Annotated in this window: 20 protein-coding genes; 12 read left to right on the top strand and 8 right to left on the bottom strand. The window is 37.7% G+C overall.

The window, feature by feature from the left end:
• Positions 1 to 55: 55 nt before the first annotated feature.
• From AC0IWE_RS20225 to rsfS, 3 genes are all read right to left on the bottom strand, one after another.
• Positions 56 to 700 (bottom strand): LutC/YkgG family protein, encoded by a 645-nt coding sequence (locus AC0IWE_RS20225; RefSeq protein WP_471794498.1) that lies wholly within the window; start codon positions 698 to 700, stop codon positions 56 to 58.
• 63 nt (positions 701 to 763) lie between these two features.
• Positions 764 to 2785, bottom strand: coding sequence for an ATP-dependent zinc metalloprotease FtsH (ftsH, locus tag AC0IWE_RS20220; RefSeq protein WP_471794497.1), 2022 nt, complete (start codon positions 2783 to 2785; stop codon positions 764 to 766).
• 27 nt (positions 2786 to 2812) lie between these two features.
• A complete protein-coding gene (gene rsfS / locus AC0IWE_RS20215; protein ID WP_055914301.1) occupies positions 2813 to 3187 on the bottom strand; it encodes a ribosome silencing factor in 375 nt (124 codons plus the stop codon).
• Between the two features lie 44 nt (positions 3188 to 3231).
• On the opposite strand from rsfS, the gene AC0IWE_RS20210 reads away from it, so the two are divergent.
• From AC0IWE_RS20210 to pfkA, 4 genes are all read left to right on the top strand, one after another.
• The gene (locus tag AC0IWE_RS20210) at positions 3232 to 4008 is read left to right on the top strand and encodes a biotin--[acetyl-CoA-carboxylase] ligase (RefSeq protein ID WP_471794496.1); all 777 of its coding nucleotides are present in this window, start codon (positions 3232 to 3234) and stop codon (positions 4006 to 4008) included.
• Between the two features lie 7 nt (positions 4009 to 4015).
• Positions 4016 to 4465: a protein-disulfide reductase DsbD domain-containing protein gene (locus tag AC0IWE_RS20205; protein WP_471794495.1), complete on the top strand. Its 450-nt coding sequence runs from the start codon at positions 4016 to 4018 to the stop codon at positions 4463 to 4465.
• Between the two features lie 151 nt (positions 4466 to 4616).
• Entirely contained in the window at positions 4617 to 6311 is a 1695-nt protein-coding gene (locus AC0IWE_RS20200) for a protein-disulfide reductase DsbD family protein (protein ID WP_471794494.1), read from the top strand.
• Entirely contained in the window at positions 6304 to 7287 is a 984-nt protein-coding gene (gene pfkA, locus AC0IWE_RS20195; RefSeq protein ID WP_471794493.1) for a 6-phosphofructokinase, read from the top strand. Before AC0IWE_RS20200 ends, pfkA begins: the two co-directional genes overlap by 8 nt.
• A gap of 89 nt (positions 7288 to 7376) precedes the next feature.
• Here pfkA and AC0IWE_RS20190 read toward each other — a convergent pair whose 3' ends face one another.
• Positions 7377 to 7700: a heavy metal-binding domain-containing protein gene (locus AC0IWE_RS20190; RefSeq protein WP_029281519.1), complete on the bottom strand. Its 324-nt coding sequence runs from the start codon at positions 7698 to 7700 to the stop codon at positions 7377 to 7379.
• 130 nt (positions 7701 to 7830) lie between these two features.
• On the opposite strand from AC0IWE_RS20190, the gene AC0IWE_RS20185 reads away from it, so the two are divergent.
• Entirely contained in the window at positions 7831 to 10911 is a 3081-nt protein-coding gene (locus tag AC0IWE_RS20185) for a VIT domain-containing protein (RefSeq protein WP_471794492.1), read from the top strand.
• A gap of 142 nt (positions 10912 to 11053) precedes the next feature.
• Here the strand turns inward: AC0IWE_RS20185 and AC0IWE_RS20180 are convergent, their stop codons facing one another.
• Positions 11054 to 11575 (bottom strand): 5' nucleotidase, NT5C type, encoded by a 522-nt coding sequence (locus tag AC0IWE_RS20180; RefSeq protein WP_055914282.1) that lies wholly within the window; start codon positions 11573 to 11575, stop codon positions 11054 to 11056.
• A 144-nt stretch (positions 11576 to 11719) separates the two neighbouring features.
• On the opposite strand from AC0IWE_RS20180, the gene AC0IWE_RS20175 reads away from it, so the two are divergent.
• From AC0IWE_RS20175 to AC0IWE_RS20150, 6 genes are all read left to right on the top strand, one after another.
• Positions 11720 to 12280, top strand: a complete 561-nt coding sequence (locus AC0IWE_RS20175) for a 30S ribosomal protein S16 (protein WP_055914278.1) — start codon at positions 11720 to 11722, stop codon at positions 12278 to 12280.
• Positions 12281 to 12444: 164 nt separating this feature from the next.
• Entirely contained in the window at positions 12445 to 12972 is a 528-nt protein-coding gene (gene rimM / locus AC0IWE_RS20170; RefSeq protein WP_471794491.1) for a ribosome maturation factor RimM, read from the top strand.
• A gap of 46 nt (positions 12973 to 13018) precedes the next feature.
• Positions 13019 to 13627, top strand: coding sequence for a hypothetical protein (locus AC0IWE_RS20165; RefSeq protein ID WP_055914272.1), 609 nt, complete (start codon positions 13019 to 13021; stop codon positions 13625 to 13627).
• 57 nt (positions 13628 to 13684) lie between these two features.
• Positions 13685 to 14359 (top strand): tRNA (guanosine(37)-N1)-methyltransferase TrmD, encoded by a 675-nt coding sequence (gene trmD, locus AC0IWE_RS20160; protein WP_055914269.1) that lies wholly within the window; start codon positions 13685 to 13687, stop codon positions 14357 to 14359.
• Between the two features lie 138 nt (positions 14360 to 14497).
• Positions 14498 to 14845, top strand: a complete 348-nt coding sequence (gene rplS / locus AC0IWE_RS20155) for a 50S ribosomal protein L19 (RefSeq protein ID WP_039474107.1) — start codon at positions 14498 to 14500, stop codon at positions 14843 to 14845.
• A 70-nt stretch (positions 14846 to 14915) separates the two neighbouring features.
• Positions 14916 to 16091 (top strand): mechanosensitive ion channel family protein, encoded by a 1176-nt coding sequence (locus AC0IWE_RS20150; RefSeq protein ID WP_471794490.1) that lies wholly within the window; start codon positions 14916 to 14918, stop codon positions 16089 to 16091.
• Positions 16092 to 16398: 307 nt separating this feature from the next.
• On the opposite strand, the gene AC0IWE_RS20145 is transcribed toward AC0IWE_RS20150, so the two are convergent.
• From AC0IWE_RS20145 to AC0IWE_RS20135, 3 genes are all read right to left on the bottom strand, one after another.
• Positions 16399 to 17058, bottom strand: a complete 660-nt coding sequence (locus tag AC0IWE_RS20145; protein WP_463492126.1) for a phosphatidylserine decarboxylase family protein — start codon at positions 17056 to 17058, stop codon at positions 16399 to 16401.
• Positions 17059 to 17113: 55 nt separating this feature from the next.
• Positions 17114 to 17656 carry a hypoxanthine phosphoribosyltransferase gene (gene hpt, locus AC0IWE_RS20140; RefSeq protein WP_055914260.1) on the bottom strand — a complete coding sequence of 181 codons (543 nt, stop codon included), beginning with the start codon at positions 17654 to 17656 and terminating at the stop codon, positions 17114 to 17116.
• Positions 17657 to 17717: 61 nt separating this feature from the next.
• A complete protein-coding gene (locus AC0IWE_RS20135) occupies positions 17718 to 19877 on the bottom strand; it encodes a transglycosylase domain-containing protein (protein ID WP_471794489.1) in 2160 nt (719 codons plus the stop codon).
• A gap of 131 nt (positions 19878 to 20008) precedes the next feature.
• On the opposite strand from AC0IWE_RS20135, the gene AC0IWE_RS20130 reads away from it, so the two are divergent.
• Positions 20009 to 21085, top strand: coding sequence for an Mrp/NBP35 family ATP-binding protein (locus tag AC0IWE_RS20130; protein ID WP_471794488.1), 1077 nt, complete (start codon positions 20009 to 20011; stop codon positions 21083 to 21085).
• Positions 21086 to 21094: the final 9 nt, after the last annotated feature.

The raw sequence follows: 21094 nt of genomic DNA, 5'->3' as shown, positions 1-21094 counted from the left end.
GGCATATCAATTTTCAAACAAGACTGGATAAAATTTTTAGTGATTAATATATTTCTTAACTAAAATCATCAATCAAAAACACAAAAAGCTCTTTTGGGCCATGTGCTCCTAAAACCAATGTTTTTTCGATATCGGCAGTTCTGCTGGGGCCAGTAATGTTGCTGATCATTGATGGGATTTGGTTGCCATACTTATTCTTCAACAGCTGAAAAGCATCTTTTAGGTCTAACACCAATTGACTTGTTCTAGCGATTACAATGTGGTGGTGTGGGAAAATACTGAGCCTTCTTCCGGCGGCGCCCTGGTTGGTTACCATTACACTTCCGTTGCGGGCAACAAGTGCTTCGCAAAGGGTGATACCCACCTCTGCCTGTTCGAAATCCTTATCTGTTTGGTAAAAAGGAAATTCGTATTTGCTTAAAAACTGTTGGAGTTCTGGTTCCCAGCAATATATTTTGCGCCATTTAAATTTATCGGCCAGCTGGAGCATATTCTCAAAAAAATCGATCCCATCCTCGCAGAAAATGAAATTACCAGAAATGGCAGTAAGCTGTTCGGCAAATAATACCTCCAGCTCATCTGTATTTTTTTTATACAGTTGACTTTCTTCTAAATTTGGATAAGGGTTTTCGCGTTTCTCTAATAGTGCTTTCCTTATCTTTTTTAGTATTTGTTCCTTCGCTGTCGTATTATCCTTCATTATAAAAAAAAGCTACCCTAATGATTAACTAGGGTAGCAAATGTAATAATAGAAATTATTTATTTATGCCTCTACCGGAGTAATATGTCCGGGAGTTCCATTTTCGCCTTGATTTTCGAATAAACGTTTACCAAAAATCACTTCTAAATCATCTTTAAATAAAACTTCTTTTTCGATCAGGATATCAGCAAGTTGAATCAATTTATCTTTATTTTCTTCCAATAAATTGATTGCTCTTTGATATTGACCTTCAATCAGTGCCGAAATTTCTTTATCAATGGTTAAAGCGGTATCTTCTGAATATGGTTTAGAGAAATTATATTCATTCTGACCCGACGAATCGTAGTAAGTAATGTTTCCTAATTTATCGTTTAAGCCATAAATGGTAACCATCGCTCTTGCTTGTTTGTTCACTTTCTCCAAATCGCTAAGTGCGCCGGTAGAAATGGTATCGAACATTACTTTTTCGGCTGCTCTACCACCCATTGTTGCACACATTTCATCAAGCATTTGGTGCGGACGAACAATCAAACGTTCTTCTGGTAAATACCAGGCTGCACCCAGGCTTTGGCCGCGTGGAACAATAGTAACCTTAACAAGCGGTGCCGCATGTTCCAACAACCAGCTTACGGTAGCATGACCAGCTTCGTGAATTGCGATGGCACGTTTTTCACTTGGGGTAATAATTTTATTTTTCTTTTCTAAACCACCTACAATTCTGTCTACAGCATCTAAGAAATCCTGTTTATCAACTGCCGATTTGTTTTTACGTGCAGCAATTAAAGCAGCCTCATTACAAACGTTGGCAATATCAGCACCCGAAAATCCTGGAGTTTGTTTTGCTAAAAATTCGGTATCTAATTCTTCTGATTTTTTAAGTGGAGTAATGTGTACTTCGAAAATCTGTTTACGTTCAATAACATCTGGTAAATCAACATAAATCTGTCTGTCAAACCTACCGGCCCTTAGCAAAGCTTTATCTAAAACATCAGCACGGTTGGTTGCTGCCAAGATAATAACATGTGTATTGGTGCCGAAACCGTCCATCTCAACCAAAAGTTGATTTAAAGTGTTTTCGCGTTCATCATTACCACCCATCACGCCGTTTTTACCACGGGCACGACCAATTGCATCAATCTCATCAATGAAAATGATACAAGGCGATTTATCTTTTGCTTGTTTAAATAGATCACGCACACGTGAAGCACCTACTCCAACAAACATTTCAACAAAATCAGAACCTGATAAAGAGAAGAATGGAACCTGAGCTTCGCCTGCAACAGCTTTAGCCAATAAGGTTTTACCAGTACCCGGCGAACCGACCAATAAAGCTCCTTTAGGAATTTTTCCACCTAAATCGGTATATTTTTTAGGGTTTTTAAGGAAATCTACAATTTCCATTACCTCGGTTTTAGCTTCTTCTAAACCGGCAACATCATTAAATGTAATGTTCACCTGGCTTTCTTTATCGAATAATGTAGCTTTCGATTTTCCGATGCTAAAAATCTGACCACCGCCGCCGGCTCCACCGCCCATTCTGCGCATCATAAAGATCCAGAAACCGATTAGAAGTAGTACCGGAAGAATAATGCTCAGGAACCAACTTGCCAATGGATTGCTGCGGCTGGTTTTTTCTGCCAAAATACGTGGCTGGTTTGGAGGTAAGCTTACTTGCGATTCTGCCAATTGTTTATCAAGCCCGTCCATTGTACCTGCATTGAAATACACCACCGGGCTTGCATTACTGTTGTTTACATTAAAAGTGCTATTGCTTTTATAAGCATCATACAGCTTCTTTTTCTCTAAACTATCTTTCTTGATATAAACCTCTACCCGTACTAAATCATCTGATTTATAGGCAACAATTTTTTGAACGTCGCCTTTAAGCAACATTTGTTGTTCGAATTTTTGATAGGTAACTTCTTTACCACCATCGGTAGTAAATAAAAATTGTGCGGCAATAATGGCTATAATAATTGCTGCATAAACCCAAAAAATATTAAATTTCGATCCCTTTTGTGGTTTCTTGGGGATATTGGGTATTCTTTTCCCCTGTTTTTCGTTGGTATTTTGATTGTCGTTCATTTGTCTTTTTCAAAATGGTTCTAAAGGTTATGCGCTCTGATAATTTGTGCTTTCCGCATCCCCCCAAAGTTCTTCTATGCCATAAAAGTGGCGCTTTTCGGTTTTAAAAATGTGCACAACCACATCAAAATAATCTAGAATAATCCAATCTGCAGATTCGAAACCTTCTTTATGTCTTGGGTCGGCCTGGGTGGCCTTATATATTTCTTTTTCTACACTATCGGCAATAGCTTTAACCTGGGTGCCTGAGGTGGCACTTGCAATGATAAAGTAATCTGCTACTGAAGTATGAATATTTCTAAGATCTAACCGCACTATATCTTCTCCTTTTTTTTCTTGAATGCCGTGTACGGCTAACTCAGAAAGGTATGTAGAAAGGGCTACTATTTTCTTTTTTACCATTAAAATGCTTTAATTTTGGAATTACAATATTATAAATTCAACACTTGCAAAATAACACTTTTTCGACACTATTTGTTGGTCAAAATTTAATCAAATTAAAAGAGGTTGATTCTACCAATGACTTTTTAAAAGATTTGGTGTCAAAATCCGAGCCATTAGCCGAAGGGACTGTAATTATGGCAGATAATCAGTTTGCCGGTAGAGGACAGCAGGAAAGCGTTTGGCAAACCCAGGCCGGCAAAAACATTAGTACCAGTATTTATCTAAAGCCATCCTTCTTGCCGCTCAATAAACAGTTTTATCTTAATATTGCCGTTAGTTTAGCGGTTAGCGATGCTTTATCATGTTTCGTGCCGGAGGGAATAAAGGTCAAATGGCCAAACGATATGTATTACCTGGATAAAAAACTGGGTGGAATTCTTATTGAAAATACACTGACAGGTTCTTCTATTAAATCATCAGTTATTGGCATTGGGTTAAACGTCAATCAAAAGGAATTTCCTGATAACATCAGCCTAAGGGCTACCTCCGTCATTCAAATTTTACAAAAAGATGTGCTTTTAATTGGTATTATGGCGAAAATCTTCATGTTTCTGGAGAAATACTACTTAATTTTGAGAGCAGGGAAATATACTATTTTACAAAATGATTACCTTGCCAAGCTTTATAACTTAAATGTTTGGGCATTATATAAACAACACGGCGAGGTTTTTGAAGGGAGAATAACAGGAGTTGAAGAAAATGGCAGGTTAACTGTTGAAACTAAAGACGGGTTAAAGGCTTTCAACTTTAAAGAAATTGAATTTACACACACAAAATAAACACATAATGAAAAAAATCACCCTAGTGCTTTCGATGGTTCTTTTTACCATTGCAGGTGCCTTCGCTCAGATCGAAAAACCAGTAACCTGGGCTTATTCTGCAAAGAAAATAAGTAAAACAGAAGCTGTAATTTATTTAAAAGCAACAATCGAAGATAGGTGGCACATCTATTCTCAAAATGTTAAAGATGGCGGACCGGTTAAAACTACTTTTACTTTTACCCCATCAAAAGATTTTAGCCTGGTTGGAAAAACAATTGAACCAAAAGCGATTGTTAAGTACGAAAGCACTTTCAAAATGAATGTAAGTTATTTCGAAAAATCAGTAATTTTTCAACAAAAAATTAAATTAAATAAGGCAACAACAGTTGTAAAAGGAGTGGTAGAGTTTATGGTTTGTAACGATAAACAGTGTCTTCCGCCAGAAGAAGTTGAGTTTAGCATTCCGGTTAAATAGTTGAACCTCAAAATATTTACAAGCAGTCCTGAATTTTCAGGACTGTTTCTTTTTAAAGTAAAATCTGCGTGCTGAGGTGGTTTAAAAAAAACCGTTTATAAAATTATTCTTAATTTCACGGTTTCAAACACACACACACTTAAACACACAAATGAAAAAGGTTTTATTATTGTTATTAATGGCCACAATGTTTATTGCATTGCCCGCCGTTAAGAGTTACGCTATTGTAACCCAAGATACCACATCAACCGCTCCTCCCGATGATATTGTTTTTACCGAAGTTGGTTCTGCACAGGATAGTGCGGCGAATCATCTTGTAAAAGACACTGTAAAAAAAGATACAACGAAGGCAACTGCCTTAAAAACAACAAAAACCAGTGATTCTGAAAAACTAACCCTTTGGCAAACTTTTCTTAAAGGTTTATTTGGTGGGTTTTTGGCTTTTTTAATGCCATGTATATTTCCAATGGTGCCATTAACCATTAGCTATTTTACAAAAAGAGCAGGGAGTAGAAAAAAAGGGATAGGACAAGCGATAATCTATGGTATTTCGATAATCGTTATTTACGTTGTTTTTGGATTACTGATTACTTTAATTTTCGGTTCTGGGAAATTAAATGAATTAAGTAGCAGTGGATGGTTTAATTTTGCTTTCTTTATCCTGCTCATCATATTTGCCATTTCTTTTTTCGGCGCATTTGAAATCACATTGCCAAGTTCTTTTGTAAATAAAATTGATCAAAAAGCAGATTCGAGTAAAGGCTTAGGCGGTATCTTTTTTATGGCCGCTTCTTTAGCACTGGTATCATTTTCTTGTACAGGGCCAATCATCGGAACTTTACTTGTTGAGGCTAGCTCAAAGGGAGCTGTGCTCGGCCCTGCAGTAGGAATGTTTGGCTTTGCTTTGGCTTTGGCATTACCCTTTACCTTATCTGCAATCTTCCCAGGCTTTTTAAATACGCTCCCTAAATCTGGTGGTTGGTTAAATAGTGTAAAAGTTTGCTTGGGCTTCCTAGAACTTGCGTTAGCTTTAAAATTTTTATCTGCCGCAGATTTGGTATGGCATTGGGAGTGGTTTGATAGAGAGATCTTCCTTTGTTTATGGATCGTTATTTTTACTTTAATGGGCATTTATCTGCTGGGTAAAATTAAGTTTTCTCATGATAGCGATTTACCTTTCGTATCAGTGCCCCGATTATTTTTCGCCATTTTATCATTCTCATTTGCGGTTTACATTTTACCCGGATTATGGGGGGCACCAGTAAATGTATTAAGTGGATTAGCTCCTCCTCTTAATACACAAGATTTTATTTTAGGCGGCAACACTCAGGCATCAAACAGTTCTTCAAATTTTCCTGCTTCTGTAAAATATCAGGATGTTTTACATCCTCCACATGGCTTTAATGCATTTTTTGATTTGGAAGAAGGATTAGCATTTGCAAAAAAGGTAAACAAACCAGTGATGATCGATTTTACCGGACATGCGTGTGTGAATTGCAGAAAAATGGAAGATAAAGTCTGGATAAATTCAGAAGTAGGACGTTTAATTAAGGAAGAATTTGTTTTAATACAGCTTTACGTTGATGAAACATCAGTGAAAGTGCCGTCTAATCAAATTCATTATTCTTCTATTTTGCGCAAAAACACAGAAACTTTAGGCGCCTGGAATGCAGATTTTCAGGCAACGAAGTATAATTCTAATTCTCAGCCTTTTTATGTACTGGCTGGTCATGACCTTAATGCTTTAGTTAAACCAGAAGGAGCAATCTTTGATGCAAAAGATTATGCACTATATTTGCAAAGCGCCTTAGATATTTTCAAAGGAAAGAAACAAACAAATGAATAAGATTAAGAATATTGGTGTTTTAACCTCTGGTGGCGATTCGCCAGGCATGAACGCCGCAATTAGGGCCGTAGTTAGGGGCTCTATTTATTATGATATTGAAGTAACCGGTTTTATCCGTGGCTACGAAGGGCTGATCAATAATGATTATATCCCGATGGACCGCAAATCCGTAGCAAACATCATTCAGCGAGGTGGTACCATACTAAAAACCGCCAGAAGCGAAGCTTTTAGAACCGCAGAAGGTAGAAAAACCGCTTATGATAACCTGAAAGCTTTAGGAATTGATGCCCTGATTGTAATAGGTGGGGATGGAACATTTACGGGTGCCAATATCTTTTCAAAGGAATTCGATTTTCCTATTGTGGGTTTGCCTGGTACGATTGATAACGATTTGGCAGGTACTGATTTTACAATTGGCTACGACTCTGCCATTAATACGGTTATTGATGCTGTAGACAGGATTAGAGATACTGCAGAATCGCACGACAGGCTTTTTATTGTTGAGGTAATGGGGCGCGATTCTGGTTTAATTGCTTTAAGAAGCGGTATTGGTGTAGGTGCCGAAGCCATTATGATTCCTGAAGCAAACATGAATGCAGACGATATTTTGCACAAACTCGAACATAGCCGTAAAGATAAAGCCTCGAAAATTATTATTGTGGCCGAAGGAGATGATACCGGTGGTGCTTTTAAAGTTGGCGAAATTCTTCAGGAGAAATACCCGCATTATGATACGAAAGTTTCGGTTTTGGGGCATATCCAACGTGGAGGAAAACCAACCTGTATGGATCGCGTATTGGCCAGCAGGTTGGGCGTTGCTGCTGTAGAAGGCTTAATTAATGGCGAAAGTGGTGTAATGGCTGGTCAAATAAACCGCGAAATTGTTTTTACACCTTTCGATCATGCCATTAAACACATTAATGCTGAAAAAGTGAGCGCAAAATGGTTGAAGCTAATTGATATTCTTTCGTTTTAAGCGAAAAAAAAATGAATATAAAAGAAAAGTCTTTCCCGCACCGGAAAGACTTTCTTGTTTTTGCTTAGTTTTTCGCGATAAGCAATTTCTTAATCTTCTAAAATTACAGCTGTGCCATTGGCACTTACCATTAACATGCTGCCACCACTCCCAACGGTTTCATAATCCAAATCAACTCCAACAATTGCATTTGCGCCTAACGCTGCTGCATACTGTTGCATTTCGTTAACAGCTGTATCTTTTCCCTCTCGTAAAACGCGTTCATAAGAACTCGATCTCCCTCCTACTATATCTGTTATCCCAGCAAATAAATCCTTAAAAATATTTGCCCCAATAATCGTTTCTCCGGTAACTAAACCGATATATTTTATAATTTTTCTGCCCTCAACTGTAGGCGTTGTGGTTACTAACATAATTTCGGGTTTTTAATTAGAACATCTTCTTTAAGAAATGTTACATTTTTTCGAATGTATTGAGAAAGATCTTTGAAAAATAAATTTATGTAATCGGGAAAGTTTTTGCATCAATATTAAAAATCAAGTTATGAGCGCATCTAAAACCTTCCTCACCCTCCTTTTACTTTTGGTTTCATTTTTTCTTCGGGCGCAAATGCCTGTATTAAAGGTACAACAGGCCGAAACCAGCGATCAAAAAGATGTGGTTAAACTTAAAAAGTTAGCCATTGATGTGCAGATTACCGGAAACATAGCCACAACGGTAATGACAATGACTTTCTACAATAACAGCAGCCGCATTTTAGAAGGCGAACTTACTTTCCCTATGCCAGAGGGCGTAAGCATAAGCCGTTATGCTTTAGATATAAATGGAAAAATGCGTGAGGCGGTGCCGGTAGAAAAAGCCAAGGCAACAGAAGTTTTCGAAAGTATTGAGCGGCGCAGGGTTGATCCAGGCTTACTGGAAAAGGTGGAAGGAAATAATTTCCGCACCAGAATTTACCCTTTGCCTGCTAATGGAAGTAGAACAATTATTGTGGGTTATGAGGAAGAACTGGGTTTTAGCAAAGGAAATGCTTTAAAGTATCATTTACCTTTGGATTATAACCAAGCTATAGAAAACTTTACTTTAAAAACCACTGTGTATGAGAGTATTGTAAAGCCGGAGCTTGGTGAACAGCCCGATGGAAGTTTCGATTTAAAAGTTAACGGAAATACATATGTAGGCGAAATTAATAAAAGCAACTATCAACCAAAAAAGGGGCTCACAATTAACCTTCCAAAAAGGAATAATCTGCCAGAGGTACAAATGCAAAAAGCTTCATCTGGATATTATTTTCTTGTTAATGTTTTTCCTAAAATAGAAAGCCGCAAAAAGCAATGGGCAAACAATATTGGTTTAATCTGGGATGTATCGTTAAGTGGCCTTCAGCGAGACACCGAGAAAGAAATACAATTGCTTGATTTAATGATCAGGCAAAAACAAAACTTAACAATACAATTGGGCCTGGTTAACAATGGCTTTAAATATGCAGGAACTTTCATTATCAACAACGGAAATTGGACTGAACTGAGAAACAAATTAAAAAGTTTAGTGTACGATGGCGGTACAAATTTCAGTGCGATAAATACGAGAGCTCTCCAGGCTGATGAGTATATTTTATTCAGCGACGGGCTATCCACCTTCGGAAAAAACACGGTAGCACTAAATAAACCCATTCATTGCATCAATACCGCGCTAAAGGCTGATTACAGCACTTTGAAATTCATCAGCATGAAAACTGGCGGACAATTTGTTAATCTGAATTCCATTTCTGTTGAAGATGGATTTAAACAACTGAACCAGCAAAACCTACAGTTTTTAGGAATTAAAAACGGCAGCAACGTTAGGCAAACTTATCCATCATTGAGGGTAAACGTAAACGGTCATTTTTCGCTTGCAGGTATTATGAACGAATTTAATACTGAGTTTATTCTGCAATTCGGCTTTGGAAATACAGTGGTTTCAGAACAGGCAGTCCGTTTAAACCCTACAGAACACACTTTAAGCAGTATTGATGTAAGCCGGGTTTGGGCACAAAAGAAAATTGCAGAAATGGATATCCGTTACGACGAAAATAAAGATGATATCAGTGTTTTAAGTAAACAGTTTGGGATCGTTACACGGAACACCAGCCTGATTGTATTGGAAAATTTAGACGATTATATACGTTATGACATTACGCCTCCAGTTGAACTTCAACAGGCTTACAATGCTGTTTTAAAGCAGCGCAGAACAGCTATTTTGGAGCGAAAGGAAGATTTGATAAATGCTGCCGCCGCCATGACAAAGGAGCTAAAAGCCTGGTGGAACACCGATTTTAGTTATAAAGAACCTGAAGAGAAAAAGGAAAGATACCCTGATCCGGGGCAAAGGGATATGATCGGAGATCCTACAGTATATGGGTCTTCTGATACGAGGCCCAAAAGTAGCCGGGGAGAAGTTGCTAAAGTAGCTGAAATGGTTGTGCCACCACCACAGGCTATCGCTGTTTCACCACCTCCTACCGGGGCAGCGAGACGGGCGGCAAAAAGTAACCAATTAAATGAGATTGTGGTTGTTGGCTACGGAACGCAACGAAAAGCTGTGGTAACAGGGGCAGTAACATCGGTTTCGGATAATAAAGTTTTCGAAGGTTCGGGCAATGCGCTTACAGGAAAAGTTGCCGGAGTTAATGTAACACTAAAAGATAAGGCTAAGGTATCGCAACCTCAACCAACAATTTTAATCCCCGAGTTCAAAAGCGATAAAGATTATATGAAAAGTTTGGTAGGCAAGCCAGATAGTGCTTACATGGCCTATTTAAAAGTGAGGCCTAAATATATCAGTACGCCTATGTTTTATTTTGATGTGGCCAACTGGTTTTATCAGCAAAAAGATAGCGTTAGGGCGCTAACCATTTTGAGTAATATTGCTGATCTTGACCTCGAAAATGCCGATTTATACAAAACCCTGGCTTATAAACTGAAACAAACGGGTAATTATAATAACGAGATTTTTATTACTCAAAAAATACTGCAGTGGCGGCCTATGGATGAGCAAAGTTATCGTGATTATGCGTTGGCCTTGGCTGATCAGGGGCAATATCAGGCTGCTTTAGATAACCTCTACAAAGTACTTACTCAAAGTTATAATAGCCAGATTGCCGATAGAGATCAGGGGATTGAAGAAATTATAATATCCGAAATAAACAACCTGATTGTAAAACATGGCAATAAACTGGATACAAAAGGAATAGATAAGCGTTTGATTCAGCCTTTGCCTGTTGATGTGCGCGTTGTACTTAACTGGAATAAAAATGATACCGATATCGATTTGTGGTTAACTGACCCAACGGGCGAAAAAGGGTTTTACGGCAATTCAAAAACAAAAATTGGTGGCAGAATCAGTAACGATTTTACTTCAGGTTATGGTCCGGAGCAGTTTATGATCAAAAAAGCAATAAAGGGAAAATATAAAATTGAGGTTAATTATTATGGTGACCGGCAGATAAATATCAGCGGACCAACAACTGTAACTGCAGAAATTTATACCCGGTATGCTACAGGCAAACAGCAAAGAAAAGTTATTGTATTGCCTTTGGCATCAGGAAATAGCGGAGGTAATTTTGTTGGTGAGTTTAATTTTTAAAAGGTGATAACATCAATTAAATAATTTAATGGATTAGAGTTGTCAATTTATAGCCAGTTTGCTGGAAGGTTGACAACTCTGTTAAAAATTAGATTTCTCCATTATGCTATACATCAATCGAAACGACGGATCTTTTTCAAATTTAAAGCAGTAAACCTGCTACTTCCTCCCAGTTGTTTACACGTTCGAATTCGGTAACCAGTAAATTATGAGGCGAGGTAAACAATAATGGTCTGCCCGCAAAATTTACAAAGTTTTTTGTACGGTCGTCTATTATAATGTCGACGTTTACAATTTTATTTCCGCAGAACATAATGTGCTGCCAATCAATAAACGGAAAATGCTCTGCCATCCAATCATACTTATCAATCAATGAATTGCGAAATTCCATGGCTGCAGAAACAATGTAAACATCATATTTTTCTTGTAGGGCTTTAATTACCCGCTGACTGTCTTCTATCACTTCAAGATCGCGAAAAAAGCCCGGCTCATTGATATATTCAAACCATTTCTGGTTAACATCTTGTGGTACGTGGTGATAAATTTCGTTTCCGGCATCGATTTTTAAATCAAGCGGAACATTATAATCCCGGTTATATAATTTGATAAATTTTCCAACGGCATCGGCAATCACCTCGTCCATATCAATCGCAATTCTTTTCATTTTGTAGCTGCAAATATTTTGGCGCAAATATCCTGAAAACAAAGAAATTAAACTATGTTTTTAATTTACAGTATTTTAGTTATCTTTGCAGCCCCGCAGCATGTAGCTCCGGGAACTATGTTGAATACATAAATACAAAAGAAAATGGCAACTAAAATCAGATTGCAAAGATTCGGTAAAAAAGGAAAACCTTTTTTCCACGTTGTGGTAGCAGATTCTCGCTCTCCACGTGATGGTAAATTTATTGAGCGTTTAGGTTCTTACAACCCAAACACCAATCCGGCTACCATCGAAATTAACTTCGAAAAAACTTTAGCTTGGGTTAACAGTGGTGCACAACCAACTGATACTGCTCGTGCTATCCTTTCTTACAAAGGTGTTTTATACAAAAAACACTTAGAAGGTGGTGTTAAAAAAGGAGCTTTAACTCAAGAACAGGCAGATGAAAAATTTGCAACTTGGTTAGATGCTAAAGCAGGTAAAATTTCTGGTAAATCAGAAGGTTTAGCTACTTCTAAAGCAGATGCCCGCAAAGCAGCTTTAGCAGCAGAAGCAAAGAAAAAAGAAGATAAAGCAGCAGCTATCGCAGCTAAAAATGCACCAGTTGCAGAAGAAGTTGTTGAAGAAGAAGCACCAGCTGTTGAGGCTGAGGCAACTGAAGAAGCTCCTGCAGCAGAAGCTACTAAAGAAGAAGGAGCAGAATAATTTTAATTATTTTGTTTTAAAAAATAGCGTTCCGAATTTCCGGAACGCTATTTTTATTTAAAGATGATATTTACAGTTCGTCATGCTGCCCGATGTCAAATCGCAATCAGCATCTTTCATTTTATAGATCCCGAAATTATTCAGGGTGGCGATTGAATTTGAATATGAAACACGAAGAAGCATTTTACATAGGTTACGTTACAAAAACGCGGGGTTTAAAAGGAGAAGTTCAGGTCTTTTTTGAACTCGACGATTATGAGCAACTGGAGTTTGATGTCGTTTTTGCAGATATGAACGGCAAACTGGTTCCTTATTTTGTAGCATCGGCAAAATTGCAAGCCAATAAAACGGGTTATTTTAATTTTGATGATGCAGACCATATTGATAAAGTACAACCACTTTTAAAGAAAAAATTATACCTGCCGCTTTCGCAAATGCCCGAACGGGAAGAAGGAGAATTTTTCTATACCGATTTTAAAGGTTATGTGGCTATTGATGAAACCCTTGGTGAACTTGGCGAAATTATTGAAGTAAACGAATATCCGCAGCAATTTGTGGCAACGGTGATGTATAAGGATACCGAAGTTTTATTCCCTTTGAATGAAGATTTTATAGTGGAATATGATGAGGATGAAAAAACACTAACCCTCGATTTGCCAGAGGGTTTACTCGATATTTATTTAGCACAATAATAACTGTAGCAAAAAACTTTTTCTGTGGTTTTTCGTTCTAGCTGTAATGAGGTATCTGTTTGCTATAGTGATCGTTTTGTTATTTGCTTGTAACCGGGCTAAACGAAATGATCAAGCCGCAAACAAACGCGTTTCAAACACACGGAGTTTAACCCAAAAGGATTCCATACAAAAGGTAGCCCTGGTTGCATTAAAGGCCTTAAAAGCACAAGATTATAGTGGTTTCGCATCTTGCTTCCATCCTACCGAAGGTGTCCGTTTTTCTCCTTATGGTTTTGTAGATTTTACCCATAAACAAACCCTGGCTAAAGATTTTTTAGAAGCCATAAATAAGAACTGGATATTAACCTGGGGGCATTACGATGGCTCTGGTGCAGCAATTAAACTCAGGGTTAAACCTTACATCCAACGCTACATTTACAATGCCGATTATTTAACGGCCGAGAAAAAAGCTTACGACTCATTTATCGGAGGTGGCAACTCTATCAATAACCTTAAAGAGGTTTATCCCCAACTGCATTTTACTGAATATTATTTTAAAGGCTTTGATAAAAAGTATACAGGTTTAGACTGGAGCAGTTTAAAGTTTGTATTTAAAAAATATCAAAGTAATTATTATCTCGTTGCCGTTATACACGATCAATGGACGGCCTAGCAGCGCAAAATTCGAGTTCAGACTAAAGACTTCAGACTAAAGCCTTACCTTTGCCCCATGCGTTTCGATATTATAACAGTTCTGCCCGCTTTATTAGAAAGTCCGTTTGCTCATTCTATTCTACAGCGCGCACAAAAAAAGGGCATTGCCGAAATTGTAGTACATAATCTGCGTGATTATGCAACCAACAAACAAAAAAGTGTAGATGATTACCAGTACGGTGGTGGTAGCGGCATGGTAATGAGTATTGAGCCTTTTGCAGCCTGTATTGAAAAACTTCAGGCAGAGCGCGAATATGATGAAATTATCTTCATGAGTCCTGACGGTGTTACTTTAAATCAAACTACAGCAAACGAACTCTCTATTAAGCAGAACATCATTATTTTATGTGGGCATTATAAGGGCATAGATCAACGTATACGCGATATCTTTGTAACAAGGGAGATCTCGGTAGGTGATTATGTTTTAAGCGGTGGTGAGCTTCCTGCTGCGATTGTGGTTGATGCTGTTGTGCGTTTAATCCCTGGTGTTTTAAATGATGAAACTTCTGCCTTATCGGATAGTTTTCAGGGCGAACTGCTCGATGCACCTGTTTACACACGTCCGGCCGATTGGCGGGGACATAAGGTGCCTGATGTTTTGTTAAGCGGCCATGAGGCAAAAGTGAATGAGTGGCGGCACGATCAAGCCTTGGCGCGTACAAAAAGCCGTCGGCCTGACCTTTTGGAATAGAAGCATTTAACACATTCGAATGTGGAATTCGTAAAGATTGTGGAAAAAATTAAAATAGGTTTTTTTATATCAAAAAAAATCCCTAATATTGCAATCCGATTTTCAAGGTAAAGAAAGTTGGTTTAATAGCTTAAAATCATGGATTTAGTAAAATTTGTTGAAGAGCAGGCCATCGCGAAAAAAGATTTTCCTGCGTTCAAGTCTGGCGATACAGTGAGCGTACACTATAAAATTCGCGAAGGTAATAAAGAACGTGTTCAGATTTACCAAGGTGTTGTAATACAACGTAACAGTGCAGGTGCTAATGAAACCTTCACCGTACGTAAAATGAGCAACGGCGTTGGTGTTGAGCGTATTTTTCCTTTTAATTCTCCAAACATTGAGAAAGTAGAAGTGAATAGCTATGGTAAAGTTCGTAGAGCGAAATTGTTCTATTTACGTGCTTTAACTGGTAAAGCTGCTCGTATCAAATCTTTGAGAAAATAATATTCTTTATTATACGATATAGCCTTCACGATTAATTTCGTGGAGGTTTTTTTGTTTATACCTTTGTTACATGTTAAACTCTGCTTTTTTCGACCAAATTATTTGGGGCAACACTATAAAAGCCTATTTCCTTTTTGGAGGCATACTTTTTTTAGGTCTGGTTTTTAAAAACATTGTTTCGAAGCTTTTAAGCAGGTTACTTTTTAAGCTTTTCAAAAACTTTTCCAATCAATCTCATAATGATGCCTTTGTAGCCCTGCTGGTAAAACCGATCGAGGTTTTTATTCTGCTAGCTACGCTGTATCTTTCCATTAATCAGCTTAAACATCCGCTGGAAGTTGCTGTTTTTCATTACAGTAAATTAATTGGTAAAGTAAAAGAATTAATTCCGGTAACGATTGGCGATTGTATTGACCGGATATTTCTTTTTGGAATTATACTCTCAGTCTTTTGGATCATTTTAAGGATAATCGATTTTATCAGTCACGTATTACTCTATAAAGCTTCACTTACCGAAAATAAAGCCGACGATCAGCTGGTGCCGTTTTTAAAAGAATTATTTAAAACGGTTGTAATTTTTATTGGCTTTTTTACGCTTCTGGGTTTTGTATTTGAGGTTAATGTTTTAACGCTGATTACCGGTTTAGGGATCGGTGGTATTGCCATTGCCCTTGCTGCTAAAGAAAGCTTGGAGAACCTGATAGGCTCTTTTACCATCTTTTTAGACAAACCTTTTACTGTTGGAGATCTTGTAAAGGTGGATGGTGTGGAAGGAACCGTTGAAAAGGTTGGTTTTAGAAGTACAAGAATCAGAACTTCGGAAAAAACGATGGCTACTATCCCTAACAGAGGTATGATCGACGGAGTTTTAGAAAATCTGTCGCTCCGGAATTCACGTAAAGTATCCTTTATAATCGGACTTACCTACGAAACCAACTCGGAATCACTTAGAAGAATTATTACCGAAATAGAAAGCTATATAAACAACCACGTAGGTACAAGTGACGATGGTAACGCTTCTTTTAAAAGTTTTGGCGATTCGGGATTAAACGTAGAGGTTAATTACTTTGTAACGGTGCTTAATTACGCAGAATTCCTCAAAATAAGGCAGGAAATCAATTTAGAAATTATGGATATTGTAATCCGTAACAAATCAGATTTTGCTTACCCTACACAACGTTTAATTAGCGATAGGCCAACTGCTGCGGTAAATAAAGAAGAAGTAGGTAATGATGCTACGGATTAAAATCTATCAGTTATGCTTGCTTAGTCTGTGTCCTTGCAGACTACAGCTTATATTATTATCTAAAATTGATGGTATTAGACGTTTTAGATAATGGATAGAAAATATTTCTTGTTTGGAAAGCAAGTGTAGCGGTGCTATTGAAGTTTGTTCCTGCCTCCAGCTTCTGCCGGTTGAAATATCGGCATCTCGCTTCGATCAGGTTTATATGGGAACTTTTGTTTTTCAAATCCTTTTTGAAGGTCGATATCATATAAAAGCCGTTCCAATATGAATCGGAACGGCTTTTTAATGTGTTTATATTGTTCTACTAACTTAATGTGGCCAAGGTGGTTATCCCACCTTTAACAACCTGGTTAAGTTCTACGTTTACTTTAGTTCCAACTGGAAGAAAAACATCAACCCTCGATCCGAATTTAATAAAACCGAACTGTTCTGTTTGTATTACCTGATCTCCCTCTTTTACGTACCAAACAATCCTGCGGGCTAAAGCACCAGCAATTTGGCGGAATAATACAGGCGTACCACTTTTATGTTCTACTACTGTTGTGGTGCGTTCATTCTCTGTTGAAGATTTTGGGTTCCAGGCGGCAAGATATTTACCAGGATGATATTTAAAGAATTTTACCACTCCCGAAATTGGGTTACGGTTGATGTGCACATTTACTGGTGACATAAAAATTGAAACCTGTAAACGTTTATCTTTAAAGTATTCTCCTTCTTCTGTTTCTTCAATTACCACTACTTTACCATCAGCAGGGCATACAACCAAATTTTCGCCTGAAGAAAAACTGCGGGTCGGATTTCTGAAAAACTGAAGTACAATTATAAATAATGCGGCAGAAAAGATATAAATGAACCAGCGCAACCAGGTAATGTCATGGTATTTATAATCAACAATTGCGTTGATTACGAAAATAAACAATATGCTTAATGCAATGGTGGTGTAACCTTCTTTATGTATGGTCATTGTGTTAAAAATTATTGGGCAAAGGTGCGAAAAATAAATTAATCCAATCTAAAAATTATGCACCCGTTGCTCTATAAATGTCGGTTAGGTTCCGGCCAAGGCCATTATAATCTAAACCATATCCAACCACAAATTCGTTAGGTATTTCAAAACCAACATACTCCAGCTCTTCAATTTCGTACTTTAGTGCACTTGGTTTAAGTAAAAGTGAGCTTACTTTAACTGATGCAGGATTTTTTGCTTTAATTGTTTTTAAAATATGGGTTAGGGTTAAACCGGTATCTACAATATCTTCAACAATGATGATGTCTCTTCCTTCAATATTTTCTGGTAAACCAATCAGTTCTTTTACGTTTCCAGAGCTTGATGTTCCTTCGTAAGATGCTACACGCATAAAAGCAATTTCGCAAGGCACATTAATTTCTTTAATTAAATCGGCCATAAATAAGAAACTTCCGTTTAACACACCTATAAATAACGGGCATTTACCCTCATAATCTACATTGAGTTGAATGCCCAGTAAACGGATCCGTTTATTTAAAGTATCGTTTTCTAAAAATATCTCGAACTCTTTATCTTCTACTTTTATTTTGTGCATGCTGCCGTTAAATGGTTTAAATTATTGTTTGTAGAACTGTAAACTAAAAATTACCAACTAATTACTGTTGCGTTTTTTCCAGTTCTTTCTGTCTTCTTCGTTCTTCCCTGCGCTCCTGTCTCAATTGTTTTTTTGTTTTGGTGGTATCTGCCGGAGTAGTTACCGGTTTGCTTGCAGTATCCTTTTTAGCTCCTCCACCAAAAAGGCGTTCGAAGAAACTTTTATTTTTATCATGTACAATTACAACAGGCAATCCATCTCCGTCATCATCAAAAGCATTGGTATCGATAACAGCAGTATCTGGAGCCAAATACCTACGTAAGCCTTCTCTTAAACGAACATTATAAAAACCATAACCAGAAGTATCGCTGGCTACTAGGCCCCTTCTTGCCATAATATTTCCCATAAACCTGAAATAGTTAAACATGTAAGGTTTTAAGCTTCCATCGGCCATAAATTTATACATAGATGCCTTTGGTTTTGGCACAATGCTGGCGAGAAACAATCCATCGCCAATGGTTAAATCAGCAGGTTGTTTTCCAAAATAATACCTTGATGCCTCTCCTATTCCATAAATGTTTTGGCCTAATTCCATAATATTGAAATAAACCTCCAACATCCGCTGTTTGCTTACCAGGTGGTTGTACTCAATAAGCCAAACAATTAAGATCTCTTCTGCCTTGCGGGCCAGGGTTTTCTGCCGGCTTAAATAAACATTTTTAACCAGTTGCATACTGATGGTACTGCCACCGCGTTTAAATTTCTTTTCTTTAAAATTAACCGCAATAGATTTACGGATAGATTCTTCAACAAAACCATTGTGCGTAAAAAATGAAGGATCTTCTGCAGTTAAGACGGCATTGATGAAGTTTTTCGAAATAGCAGATAATGGGGTAAAGTTTGGGTTAGCTGGGCCAATGGTAATGTCGCGCATGGGCTTGCCGTACTCATAAGGCGTGTAAACGAATGGACTGTTTATTTTTTGTAAATTGGTTTTACCCCATTGTACAATTTTAAAGTTTACCGGAGTTAACGTAGAGCTGAACCGAACGCTATCAGGAATTTTCGTATCCAAATAAAAATTAAGGTTGTATTTAACTTTTCCTTGTACTTTTAGTCCTTCCAACGATTCGAATAAGCCTTGTGGAAACGCATCTAAAACGCCTTGTGCATCTTGTTCTTCGGCATTGAGCTTTAACTCATAAATTTTGTTTTTACCCAGTGTGTATTTAACGTAGGGATGAATCTGAGCATTTTTAAGGAATGCTGTTGAAGTGCTGTCGAGCGTAATGTAATTTGGTCCGACCAGAATATCTGCATCCAATTTTGCGTGTTGTACAATAATATCATTTGAAGCAATCCGGGGTTGATTGATCAACATGTTTTTTACCGACCATGAACCAGAAATTTTATAATCATCTCCACTGTATTTTGCGTTTTTAAGTTCTGTTTGAAGGGTGTCGAAGCTTAATTTTGCGTGTAATTTATTGTCCAGGTAGGGCAATTCGAGTTTTTTTCCATCCGCATAAGCCGTAAACCGCAACTCTTTACTGCCTGGATTTACATAACCATCAACATGCCAGGTAGATTCGCCATTATTTACATTTATTGCCGATTTTAAGTCGCCACCATCTATTGTTGCCATGGTTGCAAAACTTAATTTGGCGGTATCATGATCGTTTAATTTAAAAATCATGTTCTGTACATCCATATCATCAGGTATTTTATACAAAACCTGATTTAAAATATTGCTCGCTATTTCTGACAGGTTAACCTTGCCCTTGTTTTCTGTGCTGTCCTTCTTTTTTCTTTTTAAAATGAAATCGATATTCGTGGTAGAGTCTTTAAGCACCACACTCACAAAACCATCGTTCAGTTTTACTTCTGAGAGCTTTACATTGCCAAAAATAAGAGGAAGAAGCTTTACGCCTACACTTAACTCACCAATGTTGGAGAGGGTATCGCGCTCTTTGGGAACAACAGAAATGTTCGTCATTTTAACGGTACTAAGGCCTGTAAAGCCAGCGGAGCCAATTTTAACTTCTAAGCCATAATCTTTATCGGCTTTTGCTATTGCCTTCGCCACCATTTTTTTAAGAAGTGCTTCCCTTTTGCTATACGCTACCGCACCTAAAGCGATACAAACAACTAAAAAAACACCTAAAACCCAGGCTCCGATTTTTAAATATTTTTTGGGGATCTTAATTTTTGGTATTCGCATATAGTCGTTAAAATGGTTAATTGCTTAAACGTAACAATTAAATGTTTATTTCGTGTTAAAATTACAGTTAAAAAGCCTAAATAAAAGTATTTATGGCTATGTTTTGTTAATTTTGAATTTAAATTAATACCATGCAGATTAGCCCGCAACAAGTTTTAGATGCGCTTAAAAATGTTGAAGATCCCGATCTTAAAAAAGATCTGGTTACTTTAAACATGATTAAAGATTTACAGATAACGGATAACCAGGTCAATTTTACACTAGAGCTTACTACACCAGCATGTCCGATGAAGGAGATGTTGAAAAATGCCTGTACAAATGCAATCAAACATTTTGTTTCGCAAACGGCAGAAGTAATCATCAATGTAACGTCGAGGGTTACCCAGCCAACCAATTCATCATCGTTAGATAACATCAAAAACATCATTTTGGTTTCATCTGGCAAAGGTGGCGTTGGTAAATCAACAGTGGCAAGCAATTTGGCGGTTGTATTGGCTAAAGACGGTGCTAAAGTGGGCCTAATCGATGCCGATATTTACGGGCCGTCGGTACCCACGATGTTCGATCTTGTTGATGCCAAGCCTGGAGCTGAAGAAACTGCAGACGGGAAAACAAAAATTTTACCGATCGAAAAATACGGAATCAAGTTATTGTCGCTGGGTTTTTTTGCAGATCCGGGTCAACCTGTGCCATGGCGCGGACCAATGGCATCTAACGCAGTAAAGCAGTTGTTCAACGATACAAATTGGGGCGAATTGGATTATCTGATCGTAGATCTTCCACCGGGAACGGGCGATATCCACATTACCATAACTCAAAGTTTCCCTATTTCTGGCGCGGTGGTGGTTACCACACCTCAACAGGTAGCACTTGCCGATACCCACAAGGGTTTGGCTATGTTCAGGATGCCAGGAATTAATATTCCAATTTTAGGTGTTATAGAAAACATGTCGTATTTTACTCCTGCAGAATTGCCTGAGAATAAATATTATATCTTCGGAAAAGGTGGCGGTACTAAACTTGCTGAACGCTTTAATGTGCCATTTTTAGGTGAAATTCCGATTATACAGAGTATTTCGGAAGCTGGGGATAACGGAAAACCGGTTGCTTTGAACCAAAACCCTCTGTTGGATGTTATATTTGGTGATATTGCAAGTAAAATTGCACAGCAGATATCCATCAACAATGCGCAAATGGTGAATTGCTAAAAAATTACT

The organism is Pedobacter sp. AC402, assembly GCF_979252805.1.
Note: the sequence above shows the minus strand (reverse complement) of the source record. Positions and strands in the feature narration are given on the sequence as shown.